Raw genomic sequence first — 21,944 nt, 5'->3', positions numbered from 1 at the left:
CTCAAACTATGAGGCGGTTTTGCTTTGTCACCCTCATACAGTTTCTCAATTATCTGCCATACTTTGGCTTAAGAAAGAAAAATTTGATTTTAAAAAAGAGCATGTGGGTATGATAATTAAAGTTCTAACCGTGTTTTTGGGCGTGCTTGTATCGCTGCCATCTCTCGCCCTTGAGCGTTTTGAACAGTTAACATGGCTAGAGCCACAATCATCGACTTATCAATTGATTCAATACCCTGAATTGTTGAGTGACATTTATCAAGAAAACGATGACCAATTGATTTGGTTTGATGTAGAGCAAAGTAAAAAACTCGAACTCCAGTTGGAAATGATCGATAAGGCAGGGTTTAGCCCACTGTTTTCAGAGCGATTACAGCAACTACAGCTGTTTAGAACTCAAAATCGCTGGTTTGAGTATGATCTGCTAGCGACCGACACGTTACTCCTTTACATCAGCTACGCTGAGCAAGCTCCTCTGATGGGCAAATCTTGGTTTTTTAATCAACCTCTAACGGGTTCACTGCCGGCGCCAACCAAAGAGGCGACAAACTCATTATTGGTTTCCATTGAGCTTAATCAGCTTAGTGAATTTATTGATGATTATACGCCGTCCAATGAAGATTATCGTCAGATCAGTGGTTCTTACCAACATCTAAAACAATTTGAACACACAGAGCTGCCGAGATACCACCAGAATAGATTAAAGAAAGTCGGCGATAAGCTATCACATCGTGACGAACTCATTTTGCGTCTTAATGTCGTCAATATTGATACCAAATCTATTAGAAAGGATGTCAGTTGGTACGATGCATCATTGATCTGGCCTATCAAAGAGTTTCAGCGTATCCATGGGTTAAAACAGGATGGGATGATTGGCCATCAAACAATGAAGTGGCTGAATATGGATCCTTCACTTCGATTATCAATGCTCGCATTAAATGCTGAGCGATCTAGGCTTTGGCCAATGCAACGAGATACGGTTATTTTGGTCAATGTCCCCAGTTTTGATATGAGCTATTGGTATCAAGGTGAAGAGGTCTTTCAGTCAAAAGTGGTGGTCGGAAAAACCTCTCGGAAAACACCGGTTATGCATACCAAGCTCGATTCTCTGATCTTAAATCCAACATGGAATGTACCGTGGAAAATTATGGTTGAGGATATTTTGCCTCAGGTAAAGCGTGATAAGACGTACCTCACTAATCATAATATAGAGATCATTGAACGATGGAATGCGGTGTCGACGGTTAATCCCTCTGAGATAAATTGGTCAGAGGTCACCCCAGAAACTTTCCCGTATAAAATGCGTCAGCAATCGGGAAAAAGAAATGCGTTAGGGTTGTATAAATTTAATACTCCTAATCGGCGAGCTATATTTTTGCATGATACTCCAAGTAAACACCTATTTTCCAAGGATGTCAGGGCCTTTAGTTCAGGTTGTGTAAGAGTGGAACATGCGGACAAATTTGCGTATACCTTACTGGCAACACAAGGCATGGATATGGCTGATGCGGGGAAAAATGATCAGTCAACGACTCATGCCATTCCCCTAAAAAAGCGAATTCCGGTTCATATTATCTATCAAACAGTTTGGGTTGAGTCTGGCCAAGTTCAGTATCGGGATGACATTTATCAATACGACACGTTGAGCCAAAATCGGCAACCACAGACCGAAGGGTAATCTTTACCATTTTTTTACAATTTAGTGCCCGCTTACAAAATCTGTATATTGGTCAGAGAGTAAACGAAAATAGAGAGCCATTTAAGCGCTTCTAGCATGATTTATGCATTTGAACTTCATATTCTAGTTAGGTAATGTCCACGTTCGAATCATTGGGCAGTGTATGTGAAGGTTAATATTTTGAGTTTATCTCGTCGTCGTTTTATCCAATTGGCAGGGAGCAGTATTGTTGTTGCGAGTGGCATTCCTTCTTTAGCTCAGGCCTCGTATCCCGATCAGCCAAGGCATCTTGTTATGAATAACCTACATACTGGAGAAAGTCTGGAATCGAGTTATTTTAATGGGATTGACTACGTGGAAGGGGAGCTGGACCGCTTGAGTCATTTGTGTCGAGATTTTAGACGTAACGAAGTTCATCCAATGGATCGACGTTTGTTTGATCAAATTACACAGATTCAATCTCTGCTTGGTTCTCAAGCGGAAGTTCAGATCATTTCAGGTTATCGTTCCCCTGCAACGAATAGTGCTTTGCGTACTAATTCTAAAGGCGTCGCAAAAAAGAGCTACCATATGCTAGGTCAAGCCATGGATTTTAGGCTCCATGGTGTCAATTTGAAAGATGTCCGTGAAGCGGCAATGAGTCTCAAAGCCGGCGGTGTTGGGTATTATCCTAAAAGTAATTTCATTCACATCGATACCGGACCGGTCAGAAGTTGGGTTTAGTGTGTTCTCTTTGCTCAGTGGATTTGAGCCGTTCAAGCATTGAAAATCTCGAGTGGTAGTGTCATAGTTCGAGCAATTTCGATAGTTCCAAGGTAGATATATGTCTCTTCAGTACCAAGTTGTTCCGGTGACTTCTTTTGCACAAAATTGTTCTATTGTCTGGTGTGACGATACGATGGAAGCCGTAGTGATTGATCCCGGCGGCGATGTAAAACAACTCGTTATGATGATCAAAGAACTCGGTGTGAATGTTGTTCGCCTGGTTCTTACTCACGGTCATTTAGATCACGTAGGTGGAACCGAGCCATTAGCAAAAGAGTTGGGTGGTATAGAAGTGATTGGGCCACACAAAGGCGATCGTTTTTGGCTTGATGGCTTAGTCGGGCAGAGCCAAATGTTTGGCTTTGAAAAAACAGAACCTTTTACACCAAATCAGTGGCTAGATGAAGGTGACACGGTCACTGTGGGTCATCAAACATTAAGCGTGTTGCACACGCCAGGTCATACTCCGGGGCATGTGGTTTTATTTAGTGAGGCGGCCAAGTTGGCGTTTGTGGGGGATGTTCTTTTTGCGGGTGGAATCGGCCGCACTGATTTTCCTCAAGGTGATCATGCCACGCTGATTGCTTCGATTAAGCAAAAATTATGGCCTCTAGGTAATGATGTTACCTTCATCCCAGGTCATGGCCCCTCATCGACATTTGGCAAAGAGCGAGTCTCTAATCCGTTTGTTGCCGATGAAATGCCACTGTACTGATTCTATCGTTAAATCAGTCAAGTATATTGGGCTCGGCGGCTGCTAAGTACCGTCGAGTTAATCCCACAAAACTCCCTTCATCTCTATCCAAGTCATTAGTCGAGATAAAAATATCAAACCCAAGTGCAGCTCTTTGATGAGCCATTCGGTTACCCAGCATCGCCCTTAATCCATCATACTGTTTTCCTGATTGGGTCGTATGGGGTGAGGAGTCTAAAACAAGATCCTCAAAGGGCTTGTTTCCAATTGAGGAATCGCGCTTATCTTGCATATTACGGAGCCCGGTATACAGCAGTGCTCGTTGGCTCAAGAGTATCTCGCTCGCGATTCTAGGGCATATACTGTCGAGGTAAGGGGAATAGTGCCTCAATTTTATCCCTATCCAGGGGAGCGGTATTTGAAGGCCACTTTTTTCGATATGACACAGATCTATTTTTTCTATGTCGCTCCATCTAACCACCCAACCTCCTTTGTGCAAATGTTGTTGAAAGTGAGTGGCTGTGAGTGTATAGGAGACCTTAGAGCGTTGAATAAGTGCATAGCTTGTAATAGCAATGATTAAGGTGGTGATAACCATGATCGTCGCGATTTTTACACTCAAAAACCAGTAAATTAAGATCAAATATACCATCGTCACGACGATGAATGCGGGCCTAAAAGAAGCCAATGTGTTATCGAGGTTATGATTGGAAAGGTGCTGGCTCTGCATTTTCATCGCTGGTTATTGACCTATGTATAGATAATCAGTGGTTCTTTTAAGTGGGCAATGTGACTGTTTAAATTATAGCCATAGTTGGGTTTGAGCGCATTTTTCAACGACAATATCGCTAATTCCCTACAAATAGGTGCGTTTTTTTGGTATAAATCGCGCTTCAAATTTTCACCACTGTATCGTTGCAGTGAAATGGAGAAATACTCGATGAGACTTGCTCATAAGCGTAAAGTGCAGATGAAACTGCAAAAGCGCATTAAAACGACAGTTGCCACTGTTAAAGCAGCCCCAAAAGCGAAGCCTGTTGCTGAAGAAGCAGTAAAAGCACCAGTGAAAGCGGTTGTTGCGAAAACAGTGGAGGTTGCATTAACACCTAAACAGCAACAAGTATTAGACATCGTTGTTAGCAATGCCGAAGGTATTAACCCGAAAGGTATCGGCCTTGCCGCTGGTCAAGAAGAAGCAAAAGCGGCTTCTTGGGCGACAGGCGCACTAAAAAAACTACTGGAAGAAAACCTTGTAGAAAAAGAACAGTTAGCGGGTAACAAAGTTATCTATAAATCTGTTTAATCGGTTTGTTTCTAAAGTTTAAGCCTCGCTTTTGCGAGGCTTTTTTCTATCTGTTTATCATCATCTTATTGTGTCTGTCATTTTTCACTATCTTTGGCCGAATCTTCCCCTTTACACCCCGATTCCCCACGGATTCTCTTTAGTGCATATACACATGTCACAACTTATGAACAAATGTATAACTATTCGATTCGGTATCTACCTACGTAATCTCTCATTATTGTCATGTGGGTTAAAAATCAAGTTATTGAATTTTAGGGATTTTAAATTTTATCCTACGTAGTTATACGTACCACCAAAGTTTAACGCCCGCTTTCCTCTCAATTCTTATTGCGTGTTCTCGCTGATTCTATTTTTTCCTGTTTGGTTAATGCTAAATAACGACATAAGCCTAGATGGCTACCACTAAACAAAGGACGTAGATATGAGTCTTATTACTTGCTCTCTAAAGAGAGTACTGAAAAACAGTACAGTGATTGCCACTGCCTGCTTAGCAATGATGGCAACTTCAGCCACTGCAGCAGAAAAAGTTTACCGCCTCAAGCTCGCAGAGACGTGGGGTGCAAACTTCCCAATTTTCGGTGATGCAACGAAAAACATGGCAAAAATGGCAGAAGAGATGTCAAACGGTCGTTTACAGATCCGTATAGACTCTGCGAATAAACACAAAGCGCCTCTGGGCGTGTTTGATATGGTGAAATCGGGTCAATATGACATGGGGCATTCCGCGTCATACTACTGGAAAGGCAAAGTACCGAATACTTTGTATTTCACGTCAATGCCATTCGGTATGCTTCCTACTGAGCAGTACGCTTGGTTCTACCACGGTGGCGGTATGGAGTTGATGGAGAAGGTGTACTCTCCACATAACTTGATGTCGTTCCCTGGTGGTAATACCGATACTCAAATGGGTGGTTGGTTCCAAAAAGAAATTAACTCGGTTGAAGATCTTCAAGGTCTGAAAATGCGTATTCCGGGTTTCGCCGGTGAAATATTGGCAGAGCTAGGTGCAAAACCAACGAACATCGCACCGGGTGAACTGTACACGTCTCTTGAGCGTCGTACGATTGATGCTCTTGAGTGGGTTGGACCTTCACTAGACCTTCGTATGGGCTTCCACAAAATTGCACCTTACTACTACACAGGTTGGCATGAGCCAGGAACGGAACTTCAATTCCTAGTGAACAAGCGTACATGGGAAAAATTACCTGCAGATCTTCAAGCTATCTTAACAGTGGCAATGAAAACAGCAGCCTACGACATGTACACCCAATCTAAGCATGAAAGTGGCAAAAACTGGGCATCGATTAAATCAGAGTACCCGAACGTACAGGTAAAAGATTTCCCAGAAGAAGTTATCTCAGCTTTGGAAGAGGCGAACACTCGTCTACTAAAAGAGCATGCGGATAAAGATGCACTTGCAAAAGAAATCCAAGAGTCACAAGCGGCGTATATTGATCAGGTTCGTCCATGGTCAGATATTTCACACCGAGCTTACTTGAACAGCCAAGCTGCAAAATAAAACCCAAATAGATGCGATGGAAACACCATCGCATCGAAGAAGCCCAAGAAACACTTATTATTAAGCGCCACTCATAGGTAACCTTGTTACGGATGAAGTGGCGCACTTTTCAAAATTCCATGGAGTTCGGAATGAGAAGCCTAATTTATATCGAACGAATATTTAATCGAATTGGAGATATGCTTGGATGGTTATCGAGCATGTTATTCATTTTACTCGTCATCAATGTCGTCTATGACGTAGTCATGCGATATGTCTTCAATGACGTGTCGATTGCGTTTCAAGAGATGGAGTGGCATTTATTTTCTGCTGTGTTCCTGCTTGGCGTGCCTTATGCGATTAAAGCAGGGGGGCACGTTCGCGTTGACATATTCTATGAACGTTTATCCCACAAAGCTCAGGCCATCATTGATTTAGCTGGTTGCTTTCTGTTTCTCTTTCCTTTTTGTCTTTTGGTTACCTGGTACGGCGTGGACTTCGCTAAAGAGAGTTATGCACTCGGAGAAACCTCTGGGGATCCCGGTGGTTTACCCTACCGATGGATCATTAAAAGTATTATTCCATTGTCATTTTTCTTTATGGCAGTGAGCGGAGTGGGTCTTGTTTTGCACTCGCTTAATAAGATATTCAACCCTCATCTAATCCACTCTACTAAATAAAGGATATTGTTATGATCGGAATAGTAATGTTCTTTGTTGCACTGTTTGCACTGTTGCTGGGATTCCCTGTTGCCTTCACATTTGGCGGTATTGCACTGATCTTTGGTGTTTGGGCGGAAGGCATTGAAATGTTTGCTTTCATGCCTTATCGAATCCAATCAATCATGGAGAACACCGTTTTAATGGCCGTCCCCCTGTTTGTTTTCATGGGTTTAGTGCTACAAAAAACGCGTTTAGCTGAGCAGTTGCTCGAATCGATGGGCCGACTCTTTGGTGGTATTAAAGGCGGTATTGCAATATCTACCGTCTTAGTCGGCGCATTATTGGCCGCGTCTACCGGTGTGGTCGGAGCGTCAGTCGTGGCGATGGGGCTTATCTCACTCCCTGTCATGCTTAAATACAATTACGATAAAGGTCTTGCGTGTGGAACCATCTGTGCCTCGGGTACGCTTGGTCAAATCATTCCGCCTTCGATAGTGCTGATTTTACTTGGTGATGTATTGGGTGTCCCTGTTGGTGACTTATTCAGTGCTGCGATTGGCCCTGGTTTTGTTCTTGTTGGCGCTTACATTGTTTACATTCTTATTTACGCCAAACTCAACCCTGAATCTGCGCAATCGATGGAGCGAGATGAGTCGATTAGCCGTAAAGATGAAGTGATCACGGCGTTAAAAGCGGTCATCCCTCCATTGGCTTTGATCATCGTTGTACTAGGGTCAATTTTTGCGGGTATTGCTACACCCACTGAATCGGCTGCTTTAGGCGGTGCTGGTGCAATAGTGTTAGCAATTCTGTACAGACAATTTAGCTTTTCAATGGTTTATGAGGCAGCGAAAGAGACCGTTAAAGTGACGGCAATGGTCTTTGCTATTTTGCTAGGTGCAACGGCATTCTCTATGGCCTTCACTTACACTGGCGGAGATTACTTAGTCGAAGAGTGGATGCTTCAGTTACCTGGCGAAAAATGGGGCTTCTTAATCATCACAATGGTTGTGATTTTAATCCTCGGTTTCTTTATCGACTTTGTGGAAATCTGTTTCATTATTGTTCCTATTATCGCACCTGTCGCTGAGATAATGGGCATTAATATGACGTGGTTTGCTATCCTAGTCGCGATGAACTTACAAACCTCCTTCTTAACGCCACCATTTGGTTTCAGTTTATTCTATTTGAAAGGGGTTGCACCTAAAGGAGTAACCACCATGGATATTTATCGAGGGGTGATGCCATTTATTGCAATCCAAATTGTCGTACTGATGTCATTGTTACTATTCCCTGGTTTCTATGGCATGTCTTAATAGCAGGTTAATTTGTGTCAGTGAAGAGTTCGCTGGCGGATTCATCCGTGAGTTTAATGATTAGATGAAATAGTGTGATCGCTTAAATTCAACCTGACGTGACAAACTGTTACAGTAGAACGGCTTATCAAGTTTTGATAAGCCGTTTTTCTATGAGGAAAAGGAATGCCTCTAAAAGCTAAATTAATATTATTAACGCTTATCCCGCTGCTACTGGTTACCGTAAGCATTAGCTGGATCTCTATTTATCAAGCCCAGAAACTCGGCGAAAAAGAAGTCGAAATTTTTTATGACCGTCTGATCGCGGCGAAAGAGAGTGCGCTAAAGGACAGTTTGGATCTTGCCTTCGACGCAATTTCTTATGTCTACAATAACCCTGACCTCTATGAAGCCGAAGCAAAAGCAGAGGTTAAAGCGATACTCACTCGACTTCGATACGGCACCGACGGGTACTTTTTTGCGTATGATGAAAATGGCATTAACCTGGTTCACCCTATCCAGCCAGACCTGATCGGTAAAGACTTACTGCATATTCAAGACAGCGATGGAGACTTCCTTATTGAAGCCCTCATTTCTCAAGCGAGGAGAGGGGGAGGATTCCACCAATATTTGTGGCAAAAGCCTTCGACAGGGGAAATAGTACCCAAACTGAGCTACGCAAAATGGCTAGAGAAATGGGACTGGATGATTGGCACTGGCCTTTATATTGAGGACATCAGTCAAGAAGTCGCGACGATGCAATCGGCCGTCCGGAACAATATAGAAACGACGTTTTTCACGGTTATGGTGATTCTAGCGGTGACGGTTGCGGTGATCATCGTGCTGACACTTGCGATTAATTTGCATGAGCACCGGTTAGCGGATAAAAACCTGAAAGAACTTGTTTATCAGACGGTGATGTTTCAAGAGGATGAAAAGAAACATCTTGCTAGAGAGCTACACGATGGTATTAATCAGCTGTTAGTATCGAGTAAATGTCATCTAGAGTTACTTGGGCATAAACTTCAAGATCAGTCACTTAAAACGCATGTTGAGAAATCTCAGCAATCGTTGATGTCGGCAATTAATGAAGTGCGTCATATTTCTCATCAGTTACGACCAAGCGCTCTTGATGATATTGGTCTTGAGGCTGCTCTGTCCGCGTTGTTACAAGACTTTCGATCTCATTCGGGTGTGGAGATTGAAACCGTGTTTGATATGCAGAAAGGGAAGCTGAAATCAGAGGCGGCAACAACACTGTATCGAGTCACTCAAGAATCGTTAAACAATATTGAGAAACATGCCAACGCAACTAAGGTAACGGTTGTACTCCAACAAATGGGCAGTATGCTCCAACTCATGATTCGAGATGACGGCGTAGGATTTCTGGTTAATGGTATCCTAAAGACACGTGGCATTGGTTTAAGGAATATGCGGGAACGAGTCGAGTTTATGGGCGGAGATTTTGAAATGATGAGCGAACCCGGTTTTGGGACGGAAATAATCGTATTGCTGGATTTAGATGGATTAGTTTATGAATGAAATTATTAGAGTCGTCATCGTTGATGATCACCAGGTCGTATTAGATGGATTCATCGCTCGATTGGAATTAGAAAAAGATATCGAGGTGATAGGCACAGCGAGTAACGGAATTGAAGCCATTGATAAGGTCAGAGATCTAAAGCCCGATGTCGTTCTAATGGATGTGAGCATGCCTTTAATGAATGGCATTGACGCAACACGTCTGATTAGAGAAGAGTTCCCTGACGCCAAGATCTTGATGCTGACGATGCACGATCAGCGTGAATACATTATGAAGGTGATGCAAGCCGGAGCGGTGGGTTATATGCTAAAAGAGATCACGGCAGAAAAGATGGTACAAGCAATCAAGACTGTTAATCAGGGGTCGACTTACTTCTGTGAAACCGCTACTCAAACTCTATTTTCTGAAAATGTGATTCCGTCAAGCAGCACCGTCAGCCCATTGAGTCGCCGAGAAGAGGCGGTATTAAAGCTCGTTGCTCAAGGAAACAGTAGCAAAAAAGTCGCGCTTTTGCTCGATATTAGCTGTCGTACGGTGGAGACTCACAGGCAAAATATTAAGCATAAATTGGGTCTCAACTCGACCGTAGAGCTTGCTAAATACGCAATAGAAAATGGCATCATAGAGTAACCGAGAGTCATGTTTACGGTCAGTATGTTTGGTTCTACTTTAAAGGATATTCAGTTCACTCGTGTTAACTTCAATGGGTGCTTATTTCAAAGAGCATAGCTCGATTCACCATTCTTTCTTCGCCCTAAACCTTTACCAGTGACTATAAACGGGTCAATCAAAGGGGCGTTTGTGCCTCTTTTTTGGCACATTTACCTCCTGTATTCATTCGCCTTTGCGGACATATCGTCATTTCATTGTCATCTTATGTTCATCACTCGCCTGATACGTTGAGATCGACAGATTTCATTTACAGACGTCATTCAAAGATAGCCTGCTGGTGAGTGTCATACATATTAATGCTGATTTTATATACAGTATTTTATTGTAAAATCTCAATCAGCTTCTATACTGTTTATAGGTACAGTGTTAATTGAGGTGAGATATGTTGTGGGAAACCTTAGAGCGAGTGAATCGCTTACGACAAGAAGCTTTAAGCAACCAAGAGTTCATCGATTCAGCAAAAGAGCATGAACATGCTTTGCGAGAGCAAGAGTGCACCGATAAAAAAAAGCGCTCTAAGAAGCAAGCACGCAGTAAATCACTAGCACAGGTCTATCAGCAAACCGAGTTTAGTTTTAACCCATCGGGGATTGAACATTAGTTGCTTTTTATTTAAGCGCCATCAGTTAAGTACAATCCGCCAGGCACTATTTAGTCGGAGTCTAATAGGTTAGGGCGTGATCTCTATGGTATCCTTTGTTCCCCGTTTACTGGATAGCAATAACGATATTGCTATCGCATTTGCCAAAGAGTACCAACATGAGAGCATTTGTTGTTCGAGCGCGAGCCGCTTCAACTGATAAAAACACATTCCTAGCCTCTGTAGGAGAAGAAGCACATACCGAAATTTTGGCTCATGTGTTGATGAATGCTATTTTTACCGCTCAATCACACCGAGATGATGTTGAGGTGTATTTAGTTCTCGAAAGTACTCAAGACTTTTCTCGAACAGTTCGTTTTCAATCCAGTGAACTTCACAATATTGGTGGATTTCACGAACAAGCGTTGATCAATATGATCGCCCGTGCGCTTGATGCTTCGGTTGGCATGACAAAAGAGCAATTGCGCCAAGTTGAATCAGGTATTAGTGTTGAAACCGTCAGTTTTGAGCGTTTAATCCAGCGCTTAGCCGAGTCTTATCAACTCTACCTACTTGATAAAAAAGGTGACTCTGTACGAGATATTGAACTTGCTCACAATGCGTGTTTTTTGCTGACCGATCATATTCCCATGCCAAAGAAATCTTGGAATAGCCTGAAGCGCTTAAACACGCAAAAAATAAGCTTAGGGCCCAAAATGCTGTTTGCTTCCCAGTGCATTGTCTTGATCCAAAATGAATTGGATATCCAACTCGGCTAAACGTCTATACCGTTAAAGAGCCATCAATGTATTTATAGGCACTACACGTTAACCGAGGTAGTGCTTTTTTGTGATGATCCTAGCCAAATGAGCAGATACCTACTATTTGCGCCAGCGAGGACCGCAGTATCTACTATATTTATCCTATCCAATAATGAGAATTTTCGTTGGCGTAGGTTTTAAATTAATGAAGATAAAAATAGGCCTCGGCTTTATGTTTATTCTACTGACTGCTCTTGTATTTTTTATCCAAGACAGCAGTTCTCGTGTGGTGCCCAATTCTAGTCCGATTAAAATTGCCGTTTCCCAAACGCCTTTATCCTCTCCTTTTATTATTGCTCAGCATCTCAAGCTATTTGATCAAAAACACATCAATGTAGAGTTTGTCCCTTGTTCAGGAGGGGTCGCTTGCGCCAAAGCTCTATTTAATAATGAAGTCGATTTTGCCACGGCTTCCGAATCCGTGGTTATGTTTGAGAGTTTTAAACACGATGATCTTTCTGTACTGACGAGCTTTGCTGAGTCGGGTAATGATTTGAAGTTGTTGGCATTAGGCGAAGGTAAAATAACGTCTATTAATGAATTGGAAGGGAAGAAAGTGGGCGTTGTAAAAGCGAGTGCCAGTGAATTCTATTTTGATTCATTGCTTATTGCTCACAATCTAAAGCGCGCTCAGGTTCAACGTGTTTATTTAGCGCCGAATGAACTTAACAATGCACTGATCACAGGAGGGGTAGACGCTATATCTGTTTGGGAACCTTATGGATATGCCGTTATGTTAGAGTCGCCCGATATTATTAACTTGGGTTTAGAAGGCGTGTACAACTTAACATTTAACCTTTTGACTCGGTCCTCGTCAGAAGAACAGCATATGACCAATTCTGTCATTATTTTGGAACAGCTGAACACAGCCATACAGTGGATGCACGCCCAGCCAGAGCAAGCAAAAAGTATTGTGGCGAAAGCATTGAATATCCCTAGAACACAACTCGATTGGTCTTGGCAAGATTACACATTTCGACTTTCTATTGGCAATGCACTGTTATCAAACTTGCAGCTTCAAGCTCGGTGGGCGATAGAGACCGAGTTAGTAGAGCGGGCGTTACCAAACTATCGACGCGTACTTTCACCTAAGGCTTTGGAGCATGTCATGAATAGAACAGTGAGTTATGAATGATGAATTCTATTCTCCACAAGTTAAGTTTTTTGGCGGTTAGCGCATTCTTACTGGTGGCGCTGGTGAGTGCATCATTACTGAATATTAGAGATAAACACCAATTGGGCGATAGCCAAATGAAAACGATTCTTGAAATACAGTTGCGTGTTGATATGTTGAGAAGCCAGCTTTGGGTTTTCTTGCAACGTGGTGATCAAGAAAGCTTAGAGGAAGTGTATATAGCCCAGCAGAACCTTGCTAAAAACTTAAGCCAGCAAATGGATTTCCCAGCATCGATTGGTAACTTGAAACGGATGAACCACAGCCTAGCGGTTTTGTTACGCCAAGAGATAAACTTATATTCATTGTCAACGTCATTGAGCAACACGACAAACTCAAGCCCAAGTCCTAATGAGGAAGCTATTCTCCTTTTACACTCTCGATATAATATGATTGTTCAAACGATGGAAGAAGAACTGTTTCATCTTCAAACGAATGTGCTTAGCAAACAGAGTATCCACAATGAAACGTCGATTGTAAAAACCGCGCTAATATTATTGTTCTTCTCAATAATGGTTGCGGTTTTAGCGCTGCTCATTTTAAAGCAGTTTAGGATCGGGTCGAATGTGATTAAGTCGGGAATTTATAAGCTATCAACCGGCGATTTTTCAAGCCGTATAGTCCACCCTAAATTAGATGAAGAGTTTGCTATCATTGTGAACTTTTTTAATGAGATGAAAGGGTCACTTCAAGAGCACACCGTGACAAAAGACCAGTTAGAGAAAGAAATTCAACTAAAAACCTCAACCTTACGAAAACAGACCGAACAATTGCAGTATTTGTCTGAGCGTGACTCACTGACAGGGGTTCTCAATCGAAGGGCATTCCATGTCAGCTTGGGAAAAGCGATGGGTGCAGCGTCGAACTCAGACAATAAAATCGCTATCATCTTTATTGATTTGGATAAATTTAAACTGGTGAATGATACCAAAGGCCATCTAGCAGGAGACAAGGTACTTTTGACGTATGCTACTCGATTGAAGCAAGCAAGCAGACCGACAGATATCATCGGTCGCCTAGGCGGCGATGAATTTGCTATGTGCTTAACGTCACTGAACAGTACAGATCGGATTGAGTCAATACTACAAGGGTTACTGACCGAGTTGGATAAGCCGATTGCACTCGATGATGAGGATGTATCTGTCACTAGCAGTATTGGTGTGAGCATTTATCCCACAGAGTCTGAGAGCCTAGATGAACTATTGGATTTGGCGGATAAAGCGATGTACCAAGCTAAACAACAGAGTAGTAGTGCCTATCATGGACAGTTTGTGAAGAACGTAAAAGCGGGATAAGGTTGATTGATACAGTGACGAATGCTTGACGTTTAGCAGCAAGGAATATTCATAATAAACGGTGAAAATGCTCACCGTCTATTATTCGATAGTTTCTTAACGCATTGTTTAATCGCTACCGTCACAAAACCGATTAGCGATGAGTAGAGTTTTGCTCAGGTTTTTTAAATTGGCGACGACGTTTAGGTTTATTGGTCGCACTTTCGGTGCTGTTACCACCAACATGGCGCTTATTTTTTCCTGCTGGCTTATGACCACGAGCGTTGTCCCCCGAGCGTTGACCATCGGCATGGTTGCTTTTCGGTTTCTTTGGCTTTTTCGGTTTAATCGGTCGAGTGTCCAATTTCGATTCAGGTAGCGTATTCGTTGGTTTAAATCCTTCTAGCTCATGACGGGTAAGAACTTGTTTAATCAAACGTTCGATACCAAATAAATCAATGGCTTCATCAGCACACACTAACGAAATGGCTTTTCCTACCTCACCGGCTCTTCCTGTACGGCCGATACGGTGAACGTAATCTTCAGAAATATTGGGTAAATCGAAGTTTACAACTTGAGGAAGTTGAGGGATATCAATACCGCGAGCAGCAATATCAGTGGCAACGAGAACGCGAATCTCACCGGATTTAAAGTTGGCCAATGCTTTGGTTCTTGCACCCTGGCTCTTGTTACCATGAATAGGAGCAGACGTAATGCCTTGGTCGTTGAGGTAATGGGATAGTTTGTTTGCCCCATGTTTTGTGCGGCTAAACACCAAGACTTGCTGCCAGTCTCCGTCTTTAATCAGTTTAACCAGCATCGGTGCTTTTTGGCGTTTATCCGCCGGGTAGATACATTGCTCAACCGTTCTTGCGGTAGAATTTGCCGGGCTAACTGAAATTTCTACAGGGTTATTCACTAGGCCTTTCGCCAGCTCTTTGATTTCATCAGAGAAAGTCGCAGAGAACAGCAAATTTTGACGCTGTTTAGGCAGTAGATTCAAAATTTTACGAATATCGCGGATAAAGCCCATATCAAGCATACGGTCTGCTTCATCAAGAACAAGCACTTCAAGTTGGCTGAATTTAATCGCGTTTTGATTGAATAAGTCAAGTAAGCGACCTGGTGTTGCAACAAGCACATCGCAGCCTTGACGTAATCTCATAAGTTGAGGGTTAATCTTAACTCCGCCAAAAACCACAGAAGAGCTAAGCGGCAGGTGGCTGCTATAACGAACAACGTTTTCATTGATTTGAGCTGCAAGCTCACGCGTTGGTGTCAAAATGAGTGCGCGAACATGGTTACTTTTTACTTTCGGGCCGTTAATAAGGCCTTCTAAAATTGGAAGTGTAAAGCCTGCTGTTTTACCTGTACCCGTTTGAGCTGCTGCCATTACATCTTTTCCCTCAAGCACGGCCGGAATAGCTTGTGCTTGGATTGGGGAAGGCGTGTCATAGCCTTGTTCTTTAATTGCTTTTAAAATTGGAGCAGAAAGACCGAGTGAGGTAAAACCCATATATATGATTCTCAATTAACAATGAAATGAATAGTGGCTTGCAAGTCGCATGTGTTCTTATTGTGAATAAGAAATAGAAAGCAAGATTTGCTAGGAATAACTTACTAGGTGCGACAAAAAGTGCGCCATTTTGAGGCTTTTGGTCGTTAACATCAACCGATATTTCACGATCTCGAAAAACAACGGGTAATTCAATGAAAAGGCGTTGAATTCCTAACATACCGACGTCCTGATCAAGCATCAAAGCATCAAAGCATCAAAGCATCGAAACGAATCCATTCAAATATGACAAACAAAAAAAAGCAGGCCTAGGCCTGCTTTTTCAATAATCTGTCAAAATCGACAAGCTTATAGACAAACAACGTTTGCAGCTTGAGGACCTTTTTGACCTTGTTCAACGTCAAAAGAAACTTTTTGACCTTCAGCAAGAGTCTTGAAACCGTCAGAAACGATTGCACGGAAGTGAACGAATACGTCAGCGCCGCCGTCGTCTTGAGAAATAAAACCGAAACCTTTAGTTTCGTTAAACCATTTTACGTTACCAGTTGCTTTAGACATGATGTCTCCTTAATTTTCAAAATAATTCGCATATAAATGCAGTTGTAGCCAATAGAATCATTTATGTGGTGTTGCGATATATGGAAGGAAAGACTCCATGAACAAGCTGGTAAGCTGATGCTCGAGGATTTTCAAATACATAACACGTCATTCATATAAATAGGTCTGATATCAGGCCGAAACGAATACTAGCACACTCGAAGAGAATGTGGAGTGTTTCTTTGAAATAATTAGCAAATCGAACACTCTCAGAGCAATGGTCACGGCCATTGAGCAATTTTTGTTTAGTTAATGAGTCGCAGCCCATGAGGGAGTGCATCACCAAAGATTTTCTTTGTTTCTGTCTCTGATAATTCGGTCACTTCCTGCACCAAACTTAGCCATGATTCCGGCACTTTACTCTTCTTTAGTTTAGCGATGACATCGGTTCTATAGTCGTCGGAAATATCAAATAAACGGTCCCCAGTTTTTCGACAGATCATCACGCAAGCAAAAGCAATCATGGGCTCTTTTTGCCAATTTTGTTCGAGTAATGTTGGTAACCACTGTTCGGCTTGTTCACGAGGTATTACCGTATGCTGGCTACCATATAACGGTGTTCTGGACGCTAATCTTCCTACTGCCCACCAATGAGCCTGTTCAAACTGGCCGTGATTAATGGCCTTGCTCATAAACCAACTGGTCAGCAGAACCTTATCTTCTACGTCTAAGTGCTCTAGCGACGCAGCGAGCCGTACCATCGATTCATAACCGTGTTCTTGAGCCGTCGTGGCAGTTTTAGGGTTCTTCATCGCGCCGGGATGCAAGAATTTAGCAATGTCTGCCAAAATAGTTTCTTGCTGCTCTTGGTTTAGTCCTCCGGCTATCCGACGCCAGAATACCCACCAATCGGTCCAACCTTGGTGGTTTTGAAATTGAATACCTTGTTGATAGATAGGCCAGATTTGGTCCATGCGCCAACTGTCGGTTGCATCGCCAAACCCTGGGCGCATTGCAAAACCGGCCAGTCGAAGCCAGTTTTTTTCATGGGGCTCAGAGCGGCGGCGACGTTTTCTACCCTGGGCCAAGCTATCAAAAAGGTGGCGTAATGTTGAGAATTCCCACCGGTCTCGTTTACCGAGTGACTTTTCAAGTGTTTTTGTCAGCGTTTTGATCTCTTTATTGTCGGCACTTTTTTTATTGCCGCTGTACAATCGGGTGATCAGCGCCTTGGATTCGATAAGCTTTGAGCTCAGTGGTGAGGCGTCGGGGTCATCGACGGCTTGATTGCGCACTTCAAATTCCAAACGCCAGCGTTTGTCGTCGCTCATACCGACACATTCAAGTTGCAAGGTTCCGACTTCGGTAAGTTGACAAGCCAGTTGAACTTCAACACGTTCTTTTTGGTTTTCATGAAGTGTCGTGCTGTCTTCACTTTCAAGGGTTGTAACATAAGGCGGAAGAGGGGAAAACAGGTCGGCATCCACGTCCACGAGCACGCCATTTTGTACTTGTGTATTTTGGGCCACCGTATCGTGGGTCGACGTTAGGAGATTAAATCGGACTGGCTCCCCAAGTGTTAATGAGAACTTGCGGCCGCTTAAACGAATCTCTTGCCCTTCTTCTGTGCCTTTTGCCAAAAGACACAAAGCCTGGTGCTGTTTGTTCTTTTGCTCTAAATGCAAAAAGTAGGAGCGAGCAGAACCGCCGCCAATTTTAAGCTGTGCGCCTCGTTTTGATTTGGCAAAAGCAACGGCTCCTAATGCAACCGAAAGATCTGGGTGAGGATTATCAAGCAGCGTGATCGGACCCCCACGCCACTGTTCAAGCAGTGTTGTTACACGTGTCGTGATTAATTCGCTGTTAAATACGCCCCCGTTTAGCAGCAATGCGACAGGAATGGCGGGTGCAGAATCAGAAAGCGGCTCTAATCCTGCGTTTACACCGGAACGAGAAAGCGCCGAATGAGAAACCTGCTGATGTTGAGATAAGAACTCAGCTAAATGCTTGCTGATCGCAGGGTCTGAAACATAGGGTAAACCAAACTCTACTACTGCCCCGCGACGTTTATCGGGGGTTTGATCGAAGTCGCTGAGTGGAAAAAAACCATCCAATGCAATGTTATGGACTTCTTGCCTAGTTAAACTCACACTCCGTGTACCGCCCAGTAGCTTAGAACCGCTGCCCAGCATGGTGATTTTTATTTCTTCAGCCGCGTCATTTGATAGCAATACTTCTTTTGCTCGGCGCGTCTGTTGAATGAGTTTCGTCAACCCTGCCGCTGTTAATTTCTTGGTTTGATTGAAACGCTGTTCGGCCAAATGAGCGAGGGCTAAATCGAGGTTGTCACCACCAAGCATTAAGTGATCGCCAACCCCGATACGATTCAGGGCCAAAGAGGATTGTGTCGATTGATCCGCTTCAATTAAGCTAAGGTCGGTCGTGCCTCCACCCACATCACAAACCAGAATCAACGGCAGATTTTCCAACTCTTGATCTGCGGTTTTATTGTGGCGAGAGTGCCAGTCATAACAAACTGCTTGAGGTTCTTCTAGCAAAAATATCGTGCCTAAACCTGCAAGTTTGGCCGCTTCGATAGTGAGTTTTCGTGCCGCTTCATCAAAGGAGGCTGGAACCGTCACAACCACATCCTGATTTTCAAGCGGATTACTTGGATTACGATGATTCCATGCCAAACGGATATGATTCAAATAGCTGGCACTGGCAACGACGGGCGAGATTTTTTCAACATCACTTGCACCCGCCCAAGGTAAGATGTCTGAACGTCGATCTACCGCCTGGTGTGATAGCCAGCTTTTTGCACTGGATACCTGTCTGCCTTCGACTTTCGCCCCCAGTTCTCTAGCCCATTCACCAATGATCAGGTGGTCGATGTCGCCTTTGACTCGTTGGTCATCCCAAGGAAGAGTGATGTCAGAGGGAGAGATTTGCCCAGGTGCGGGGTGATACCGAAATGAGGGGAGCAAAGGGCGTCGCGCCACTTCACCCGGGCCAACAAGCTGGTCGATTTCAAACAAGGATACAGGTGCTTGTTCTAATGGATCGGTATTTTCACAGAAAGCGACAACGGTATTGGTTGTGCCCAAATCAATACCAACAAGAAAACGAGAGGATGCCATATGCCAACCTTTGATTGAAAAACGGCATCCAATAATAGATGCCGTTGATGATTACTGTGTCAGCGGTTCTGAAGCTGAATCTTCTCGCACATCAAACTCGACATGCCATTTTTGTCCGTTATCTGCCGCTATTGCTTCTAGGCATAAGGTGCCAAGTTCAGTAACGCGCGACACTAAGGTCACAGGAACCACTTCACCTTCACGTCGGCCTTCAGAAATAGGCAGAGTCACTTGAATTTCTGGAAGTTCATCGAGTTCATCGGGTGCCCAATGATCGAGGTGTGTACCTGCCACATCATCACGGCGGGTGGTCGAACCAAAGAATTGAAAGTGGACAGGTTGCCCAATCACAAGACCAAACTCTTGACTAGGAACTTGAGCTACGGAACCTTCTTCCATTCCAAACGGAGCAATACATAATGCTTCAAGTGGGGGCGCCATACCAGGGATGGCTGGCATCGCGCTTTCAATACCTACATAATAGCTAGAAGCGATACCGCCTCGGATACGAACCCCTTGACCGTGACGAACACAACCATAGTAGGCAGCGCCACTGGCTACGGCTAGGTCTAGATCAAGACCAGACAGAGACTTTGTGGGTGGTTGTTCCGCGGTTGTGAGCCATGAGTTTATTGTGTCGCGTAGGCGGTTAGACAGTAGTTTAGATTTCAATACACCACCGTTAAACAAGATAGCGGTAGGTTTAATGAAGTCGGCTGCAGTTTGAGCGTCAGGCATTCCGGGGATCCCAGCCATGTTGGCAAATGGATCATAAGTTGGCTCTTCGTTACCTGCTTCTCTGTTTACAGCATTCGCTTGCTTGGTTAGAAATGCTGCGATGTGACGAGTAATACCCGCATCTTGTGCATACGGTAAGCCCATTTGTGTCAGTGCGCCACGCGGCTTTTGGACTGGGTGCTCTGAAACATCAATACTTGGAAAAAATCCATCAACCAGTGTTTGTTGCACTTCATCCTGGGTTAATTCAGTTTTTAACGTCGCGCCAAGAAGTTTAGAGCCTCGACTGGGCACGACGATAGGAACCGAATGCAGCTCAGCATCATTAAGTAAGGCTTCTTTTGCATCACGACACGCGTGTGTCATCGCTTGAATCTGCCACGGAGCCAACTCTTTACCTTGCTGCGCCAGTTTGACTTTTAGGCGATAAGCTAGAGCAAGATCCATGTTGTCACCACCGAGCAAAATATGTTCACCGACAGCAATGCGGTTGAGCGATAAATTCCCTTGGTCTTCAGTCACTTCAACTAACGATAAATCGGTCGTACCGCCACCCACATCGACGACAAGAACAATATCGCCGACCGACACCTGCTCACGCCATGCATCACCATTATTGTTGATCCATGAATACAACGCGGCTTGAGGTTCTTCAAGCAGTGTTAAGTTATTCAAGCCGACATTACGAGCCGCTTCAGCGGTTAAATCTCTGGCTGCTGGATCGAACGAAGCAGGAACAGTGATGGTAACATCTTGTTCTGACAACGGCGCATCAGCATGGGTATGATTCCACGCCTGTTTTAAATGCTCAAGATAAAGCTCCGTCGCTCTAAGAGGAGAGACCTTCTCGACATCTTCAGGGCTACCCGCAGGTAGAAAAGCATCGCGTCTGTTTACACCACCGTGGCATAACCAAGATTTGGCACTAGCAATCAGTCTAATAGGGGTCTTTGCTCCCAAGTTGCGTGCAATAGCACCCACAAGTGCGGTTGGCTCTGTTGACCAAGGTAACACTCTTGAGGCTGGGTTCATCTCATGTTCGTGAGGCTGATACAAAAATGAGCCAAGTTGATCTTTGCTTTCAACCTTTCCCGGTGCCGTTAGTTGGTCAATAGACAGCACATGAACGTCAGGCTGCACGCTAGGATCTGATTCCGTGGCATTTTCCGTGTAAGAGAGGACACAGTGAGTCGTACCCAAATCGATACCAACACTGAATCGAGCGATGTGTGTATTGTCCATTACAGCTCAACCTCAGCAGGGGCAATAATAGAAGCGTCGTAGTTCTTCGCCAGTTTAGGCAAGTTCATGCTTGTTGCTTTCCAACCTTTATGCACGAGAGTTCCGGTAAAGGGCGCCGCACCGGTTACGTTGCCTGTCAAACGAACTTGCTGTGCGTTAAAACCTTCTTCAATCGTAATACGAGTCTCTTCCTCTTCACTGCGGATAGCGGTCAATGAAACATAATCGTTCAATACTTTTTGTCCGCCAGTGTGAATAACTCGGGCGGCTGCGCCAACTTCTTCATCAGAAAACGAGGTAAGATCTTCTTTTAGGAAGTCAATTAACCGAGCTTCTTGTTGCATAAGAGAAAGGAACTGCATTGCAGAGTCCGTTGAAGCGGTCGCAAGTTTGGATTCCACTTCTACGACCTTTTCGATGATTTTTTCTACTTCGACAATTTTTTCGATCTCAACAATCTTCTCTACGGGCTTTTCTACTTCGACAATTTTTTCAACCGGTTTCTCTACCACTTTTTCAATGACGGTTGATTTGCGTGACACCGCAATAAGTAGCAGTAGAAAGCTCGATGCTGCTAAACCCATGTGAAGCATATCGATTGTCTGAGGAACCATATTAATATCAAAGTTCATGATGAATTCTCTTTGGAGTTGATAGTTAAGGTGAGATTGCACCTTTGACGATGACGCACTAGGAAAATGACTCGCATCATGTCGAATATAAATAGTTTATGGTGGCGGATATTATCACATTCAAGGTTCTTGGCTTGACAAAACGCCGGAACAATCAGTGATTCAAGCTCAGTTGGT

At 43.8% G+C, this 21,944-nt stretch carries 19 protein-coding genes; 13 read left to right on the top strand and 6 right to left on the bottom strand.

The features are described from left to right. Nucleotides 1-109: 109 nt before the first annotated feature. The 3 genes from A1QO_RS18410 (at nt 110) to A1QO_RS18400 (ending at nt 3,158) form a co-directional block, all read left to right on the top strand. A complete protein-coding gene (locus tag A1QO_RS18410) occupies nt 110-1,678 on the top strand; it encodes a L,D-transpeptidase family protein (protein WP_038131589.1) in 1,569 nt (522 codons plus the stop codon). 180 nt (nt 1,679-1,858) lie between these two features. Further along, nucleotides 1,859-2,401: a DUF882 domain-containing protein gene (locus A1QO_RS18405; RefSeq protein ID WP_026026789.1), complete on the top strand. Its 543-nt coding sequence runs from the start codon at nt 1,859-1,861 to the stop codon at nt 2,399-2,401. A gap of 100 nt (nt 2,402-2,501) precedes the next feature. Then, nucleotides 2,502-3,158, top strand: a complete 657-nt coding sequence (locus tag A1QO_RS18400) for an MBL fold metallo-hydrolase (protein ID WP_017039105.1) — start codon at nt 2,502-2,504, stop codon at nt 3,156-3,158. A gap of 13 nt (nt 3,159-3,171) precedes the next feature. Here A1QO_RS18400 and A1QO_RS18395 read toward each other — a convergent pair whose 3' ends face one another. Beyond that, entirely contained in the window at nt 3,172-3,873 is a 702-nt protein-coding gene (locus A1QO_RS18395; RefSeq protein ID WP_017039920.1) for a DUF2982 domain-containing protein, read from the bottom strand. A gap of 204 nt (nt 3,874-4,077) precedes the next feature. Between A1QO_RS18395 and A1QO_RS18390 the strand changes: the two genes are divergently transcribed. The 10 genes from A1QO_RS18390 to A1QO_RS18345 all read left to right on the top strand — a co-directional run bounded on the left by A1QO_RS18390 (nt 4,078) and on the right by A1QO_RS18345 (nt 13,983). After that, entirely contained in the window at nt 4,078-4,440 is a 363-nt protein-coding gene (locus A1QO_RS18390) for a hypothetical protein (RefSeq protein WP_017033452.1), read from the top strand. A 424-nt stretch (nt 4,441-4,864) separates the two neighbouring features. Beyond that, on the top strand, nt 4,865-5,962 hold the full coding sequence (locus A1QO_RS18385; RefSeq protein WP_017033451.1) for a TRAP transporter substrate-binding protein: 1,098 nt from the start codon (nt 4,865-4,867) through the stop codon (nt 5,960-5,962). A 131-nt stretch (nt 5,963-6,093) separates the two neighbouring features. Further along, a complete protein-coding gene (locus tag A1QO_RS18380; RefSeq protein WP_017033450.1) occupies nt 6,094-6,621 on the top strand; it encodes a TRAP transporter small permease subunit in 528 nt (175 codons plus the stop codon). Between the two features lie 11 nt (nt 6,622-6,632). Then, the gene (locus tag A1QO_RS18375; protein ID WP_017039103.1) at nt 6,633-7,919 is read left to right on the top strand and encodes a TRAP transporter large permease; all 1,287 of its coding nucleotides are present in this window, start codon (nt 6,633-6,635) and stop codon (nt 7,917-7,919) included. 165 nt (nt 7,920-8,084) lie between these two features. Further along, the gene (locus tag A1QO_RS18370) at nt 8,085-9,440 is read left to right on the top strand and encodes a cache domain-containing protein (RefSeq protein WP_017033448.1); all 1,356 of its coding nucleotides are present in this window, start codon (nt 8,085-8,087) and stop codon (nt 9,438-9,440) included. Beyond that, nucleotides 9,433-10,071, top strand: coding sequence for a response regulator transcription factor (locus A1QO_RS18365; protein ID WP_017033447.1), 639 nt, complete (start codon nt 9,433-9,435; stop codon nt 10,069-10,071). The genes A1QO_RS18370 and A1QO_RS18365 overlap by 8 nt, the downstream gene beginning before the upstream one ends. A 424-nt stretch (nt 10,072-10,495) precedes the next feature. Then, the gene (locus tag A1QO_RS18360) at nt 10,496-10,714 is read left to right on the top strand and encodes a hypothetical protein (RefSeq protein ID WP_017033446.1); all 219 of its coding nucleotides are present in this window, start codon (nt 10,496-10,498) and stop codon (nt 10,712-10,714) included. Between the two features lie 158 nt (nt 10,715-10,872). Then, on the top strand, nt 10,873-11,472 hold the full coding sequence (gene trmY, locus A1QO_RS18355; protein WP_017033445.1) for a tRNA (pseudouridine(54)-N(1))-methyltransferase TrmY: 600 nt from the start codon (nt 10,873-10,875) through the stop codon (nt 11,470-11,472). Nucleotides 11,473-11,659: 187 nt separating this feature from the next. Beyond that, complete coding sequence (locus A1QO_RS18350) at nt 11,660-12,649, top strand: ABC transporter substrate-binding protein (RefSeq protein ID WP_017039919.1); 990 nt, start codon at nt 11,660-11,662, stop codon at nt 12,647-12,649. Next, the gene (locus tag A1QO_RS18345) at nt 12,646-13,983 is read left to right on the top strand and encodes a diguanylate cyclase domain-containing protein (protein WP_017039918.1); all 1,338 of its coding nucleotides are present in this window, start codon (nt 12,646-12,648) and stop codon (nt 13,981-13,983) included. The genes A1QO_RS18350 and A1QO_RS18345 overlap by 4 nt, the downstream gene beginning before the upstream one ends. Nucleotides 13,984-14,116: 133 nt before the next feature. Here the strand turns inward: A1QO_RS18345 and A1QO_RS18340 are convergent, their stop codons facing one another. The 5 genes from A1QO_RS18340 to A1QO_RS18320 all read right to left on the bottom strand — a co-directional run bounded on the left by A1QO_RS18340 (nt 14,117) and on the right by A1QO_RS18320 (nt 21,767). Then, entirely contained in the window at nt 14,117-15,478 is a 1,362-nt protein-coding gene (locus A1QO_RS18340) for a DEAD/DEAH box helicase (RefSeq protein ID WP_017033442.1), read from the bottom strand. 348 nt (nt 15,479-15,826) lie between these two features. After that, the gene (gene cspE, locus A1QO_RS18335; protein WP_017033441.1) at nt 15,827-16,036 is read right to left on the bottom strand and encodes a transcription antiterminator/RNA stability regulator CspE; all 210 of its coding nucleotides are present in this window, start codon (nt 16,034-16,036) and stop codon (nt 15,827-15,829) included. Between the two features lie 284 nt (nt 16,037-16,320). Then, nucleotides 16,321-19,155 (bottom strand): Hsp70 family protein, encoded by a 2,835-nt coding sequence (locus A1QO_RS18330; RefSeq protein ID WP_017040369.1) that lies wholly within the window; start codon nt 19,153-19,155, stop codon nt 16,321-16,323. 51 nt (nt 19,156-19,206) lie between these two features. Continuing rightward, a complete protein-coding gene (locus A1QO_RS18325; RefSeq protein ID WP_017041109.1) occupies nt 19,207-21,135 on the bottom strand; it encodes an Hsp70 family protein in 1,929 nt (642 codons plus the stop codon). Beyond that, entirely contained in the window at nt 21,135-21,767 is a 633-nt protein-coding gene (locus tag A1QO_RS18320; RefSeq protein ID WP_017038366.1) for a DUF2760 domain-containing protein, read from the bottom strand. The genes A1QO_RS18325 and A1QO_RS18320 overlap by 1 nt, the downstream gene beginning before the upstream one ends. Between the last annotated feature and the right edge of the window lie 177 nt (nt 21,768-21,944).

It is taken from the genome of Vibrio genomosp. F10 str. ZF-129, from assembly GCF_000287055.2.
Classification (GTDB): domain Bacteria; phylum Pseudomonadota; class Gammaproteobacteria; order Enterobacterales; family Vibrionaceae; genus Vibrio.
This window is presented reverse-complemented; position numbering and strand designations above follow the sequence as displayed.

What these genes read in the sequence shown, in the direction of transcription:
- A1QO_RS18410 (WP_038131589.1), top strand. Translation starts at nt 110, where the DNA reads ATGATAATTAAAGTTCTAACCGTGTTTTTGGGCGTGCTTGTATCGCTG.
- A1QO_RS18400 (WP_017039105.1), top strand. Translation starts at nt 2,502, where the DNA reads ATGTCTCTTCAGTACCAAGTTGTTCCGGTGACTTCTTTTGCACAAAAT.
- A1QO_RS18395 (WP_017039920.1), bottom strand. Translation starts at nt 3,873, where the DNA reads ATGAAAATGCAGAGCCAGCACCTTTCCAATCATAACCTCGATAACACA.
- A1QO_RS18390 (WP_017033452.1), top strand. Translation starts at nt 4,078, where the DNA reads ATGAGACTTGCTCATAAGCGTAAAGTGCAGATGAAACTGCAAAAGCGC.
- A1QO_RS18385 (WP_017033451.1), top strand. Translation starts at nt 4,865, where the DNA reads ATGAGTCTTATTACTTGCTCTCTAAAGAGAGTACTGAAAAACAGTACA.
- A1QO_RS18380 (WP_017033450.1), top strand. Translation starts at nt 6,094, where the DNA reads ATGAGAAGCCTAATTTATATCGAACGAATATTTAATCGAATTGGAGAT.
- A1QO_RS18375 (WP_017039103.1), top strand. Translation starts at nt 6,633, where the DNA reads ATGATCGGAATAGTAATGTTCTTTGTTGCACTGTTTGCACTGTTGCTG.
- A1QO_RS18370 (WP_017033448.1), top strand. Translation starts at nt 8,085, where the DNA reads ATGCCTCTAAAAGCTAAATTAATATTATTAACGCTTATCCCGCTGCTA.
- A1QO_RS18365 (WP_017033447.1), top strand. Translation starts at nt 9,433, where the DNA reads ATGAATGAAATTATTAGAGTCGTCATCGTTGATGATCACCAGGTCGTA.
- A1QO_RS18360 (WP_017033446.1), top strand. Translation starts at nt 10,496, where the DNA reads ATGTTGTGGGAAACCTTAGAGCGAGTGAATCGCTTACGACAAGAAGCT.
- trmY (WP_017033445.1), top strand. Translation starts at nt 10,873, where the DNA reads ATGAGAGCATTTGTTGTTCGAGCGCGAGCCGCTTCAACTGATAAAAAC.
- A1QO_RS18350 (WP_017039919.1), top strand. Translation starts at nt 11,660, where the DNA reads ATGAAGATAAAAATAGGCCTCGGCTTTATGTTTATTCTACTGACTGCT.
- A1QO_RS18345 (WP_017039918.1), top strand. Translation starts at nt 12,646, where the DNA reads ATGATGAATTCTATTCTCCACAAGTTAAGTTTTTTGGCGGTTAGCGCA.
- A1QO_RS18340 (WP_017033442.1), bottom strand. Translation starts at nt 15,478, where the DNA reads ATGGGTTTTACCTCACTCGGTCTTTCTGCTCCAATTTTAAAAGCAATT.
- cspE (WP_017033441.1), bottom strand. Translation starts at nt 16,036, where the DNA reads ATGTCTAAAGCAACTGGTAACGTAAAATGGTTTAACGAAACTAAAGGT.
- A1QO_RS18330 (WP_017040369.1), bottom strand. Translation starts at nt 19,155, where the DNA reads ATGGCATCCTCTCGTTTTCTTGTTGGTATTGATTTGGGCACAACCAAT.
- A1QO_RS18325 (WP_017041109.1), bottom strand. Translation starts at nt 21,135, where the DNA reads ATGGACAATACACACATCGCTCGATTCAGTGTTGGTATCGATTTGGGT.
- A1QO_RS18320 (WP_017038366.1), bottom strand. Translation starts at nt 21,767, where the DNA reads ATGAACTTTGATATTAATATGGTTCCTCAGACAATCGATATGCTTCAC.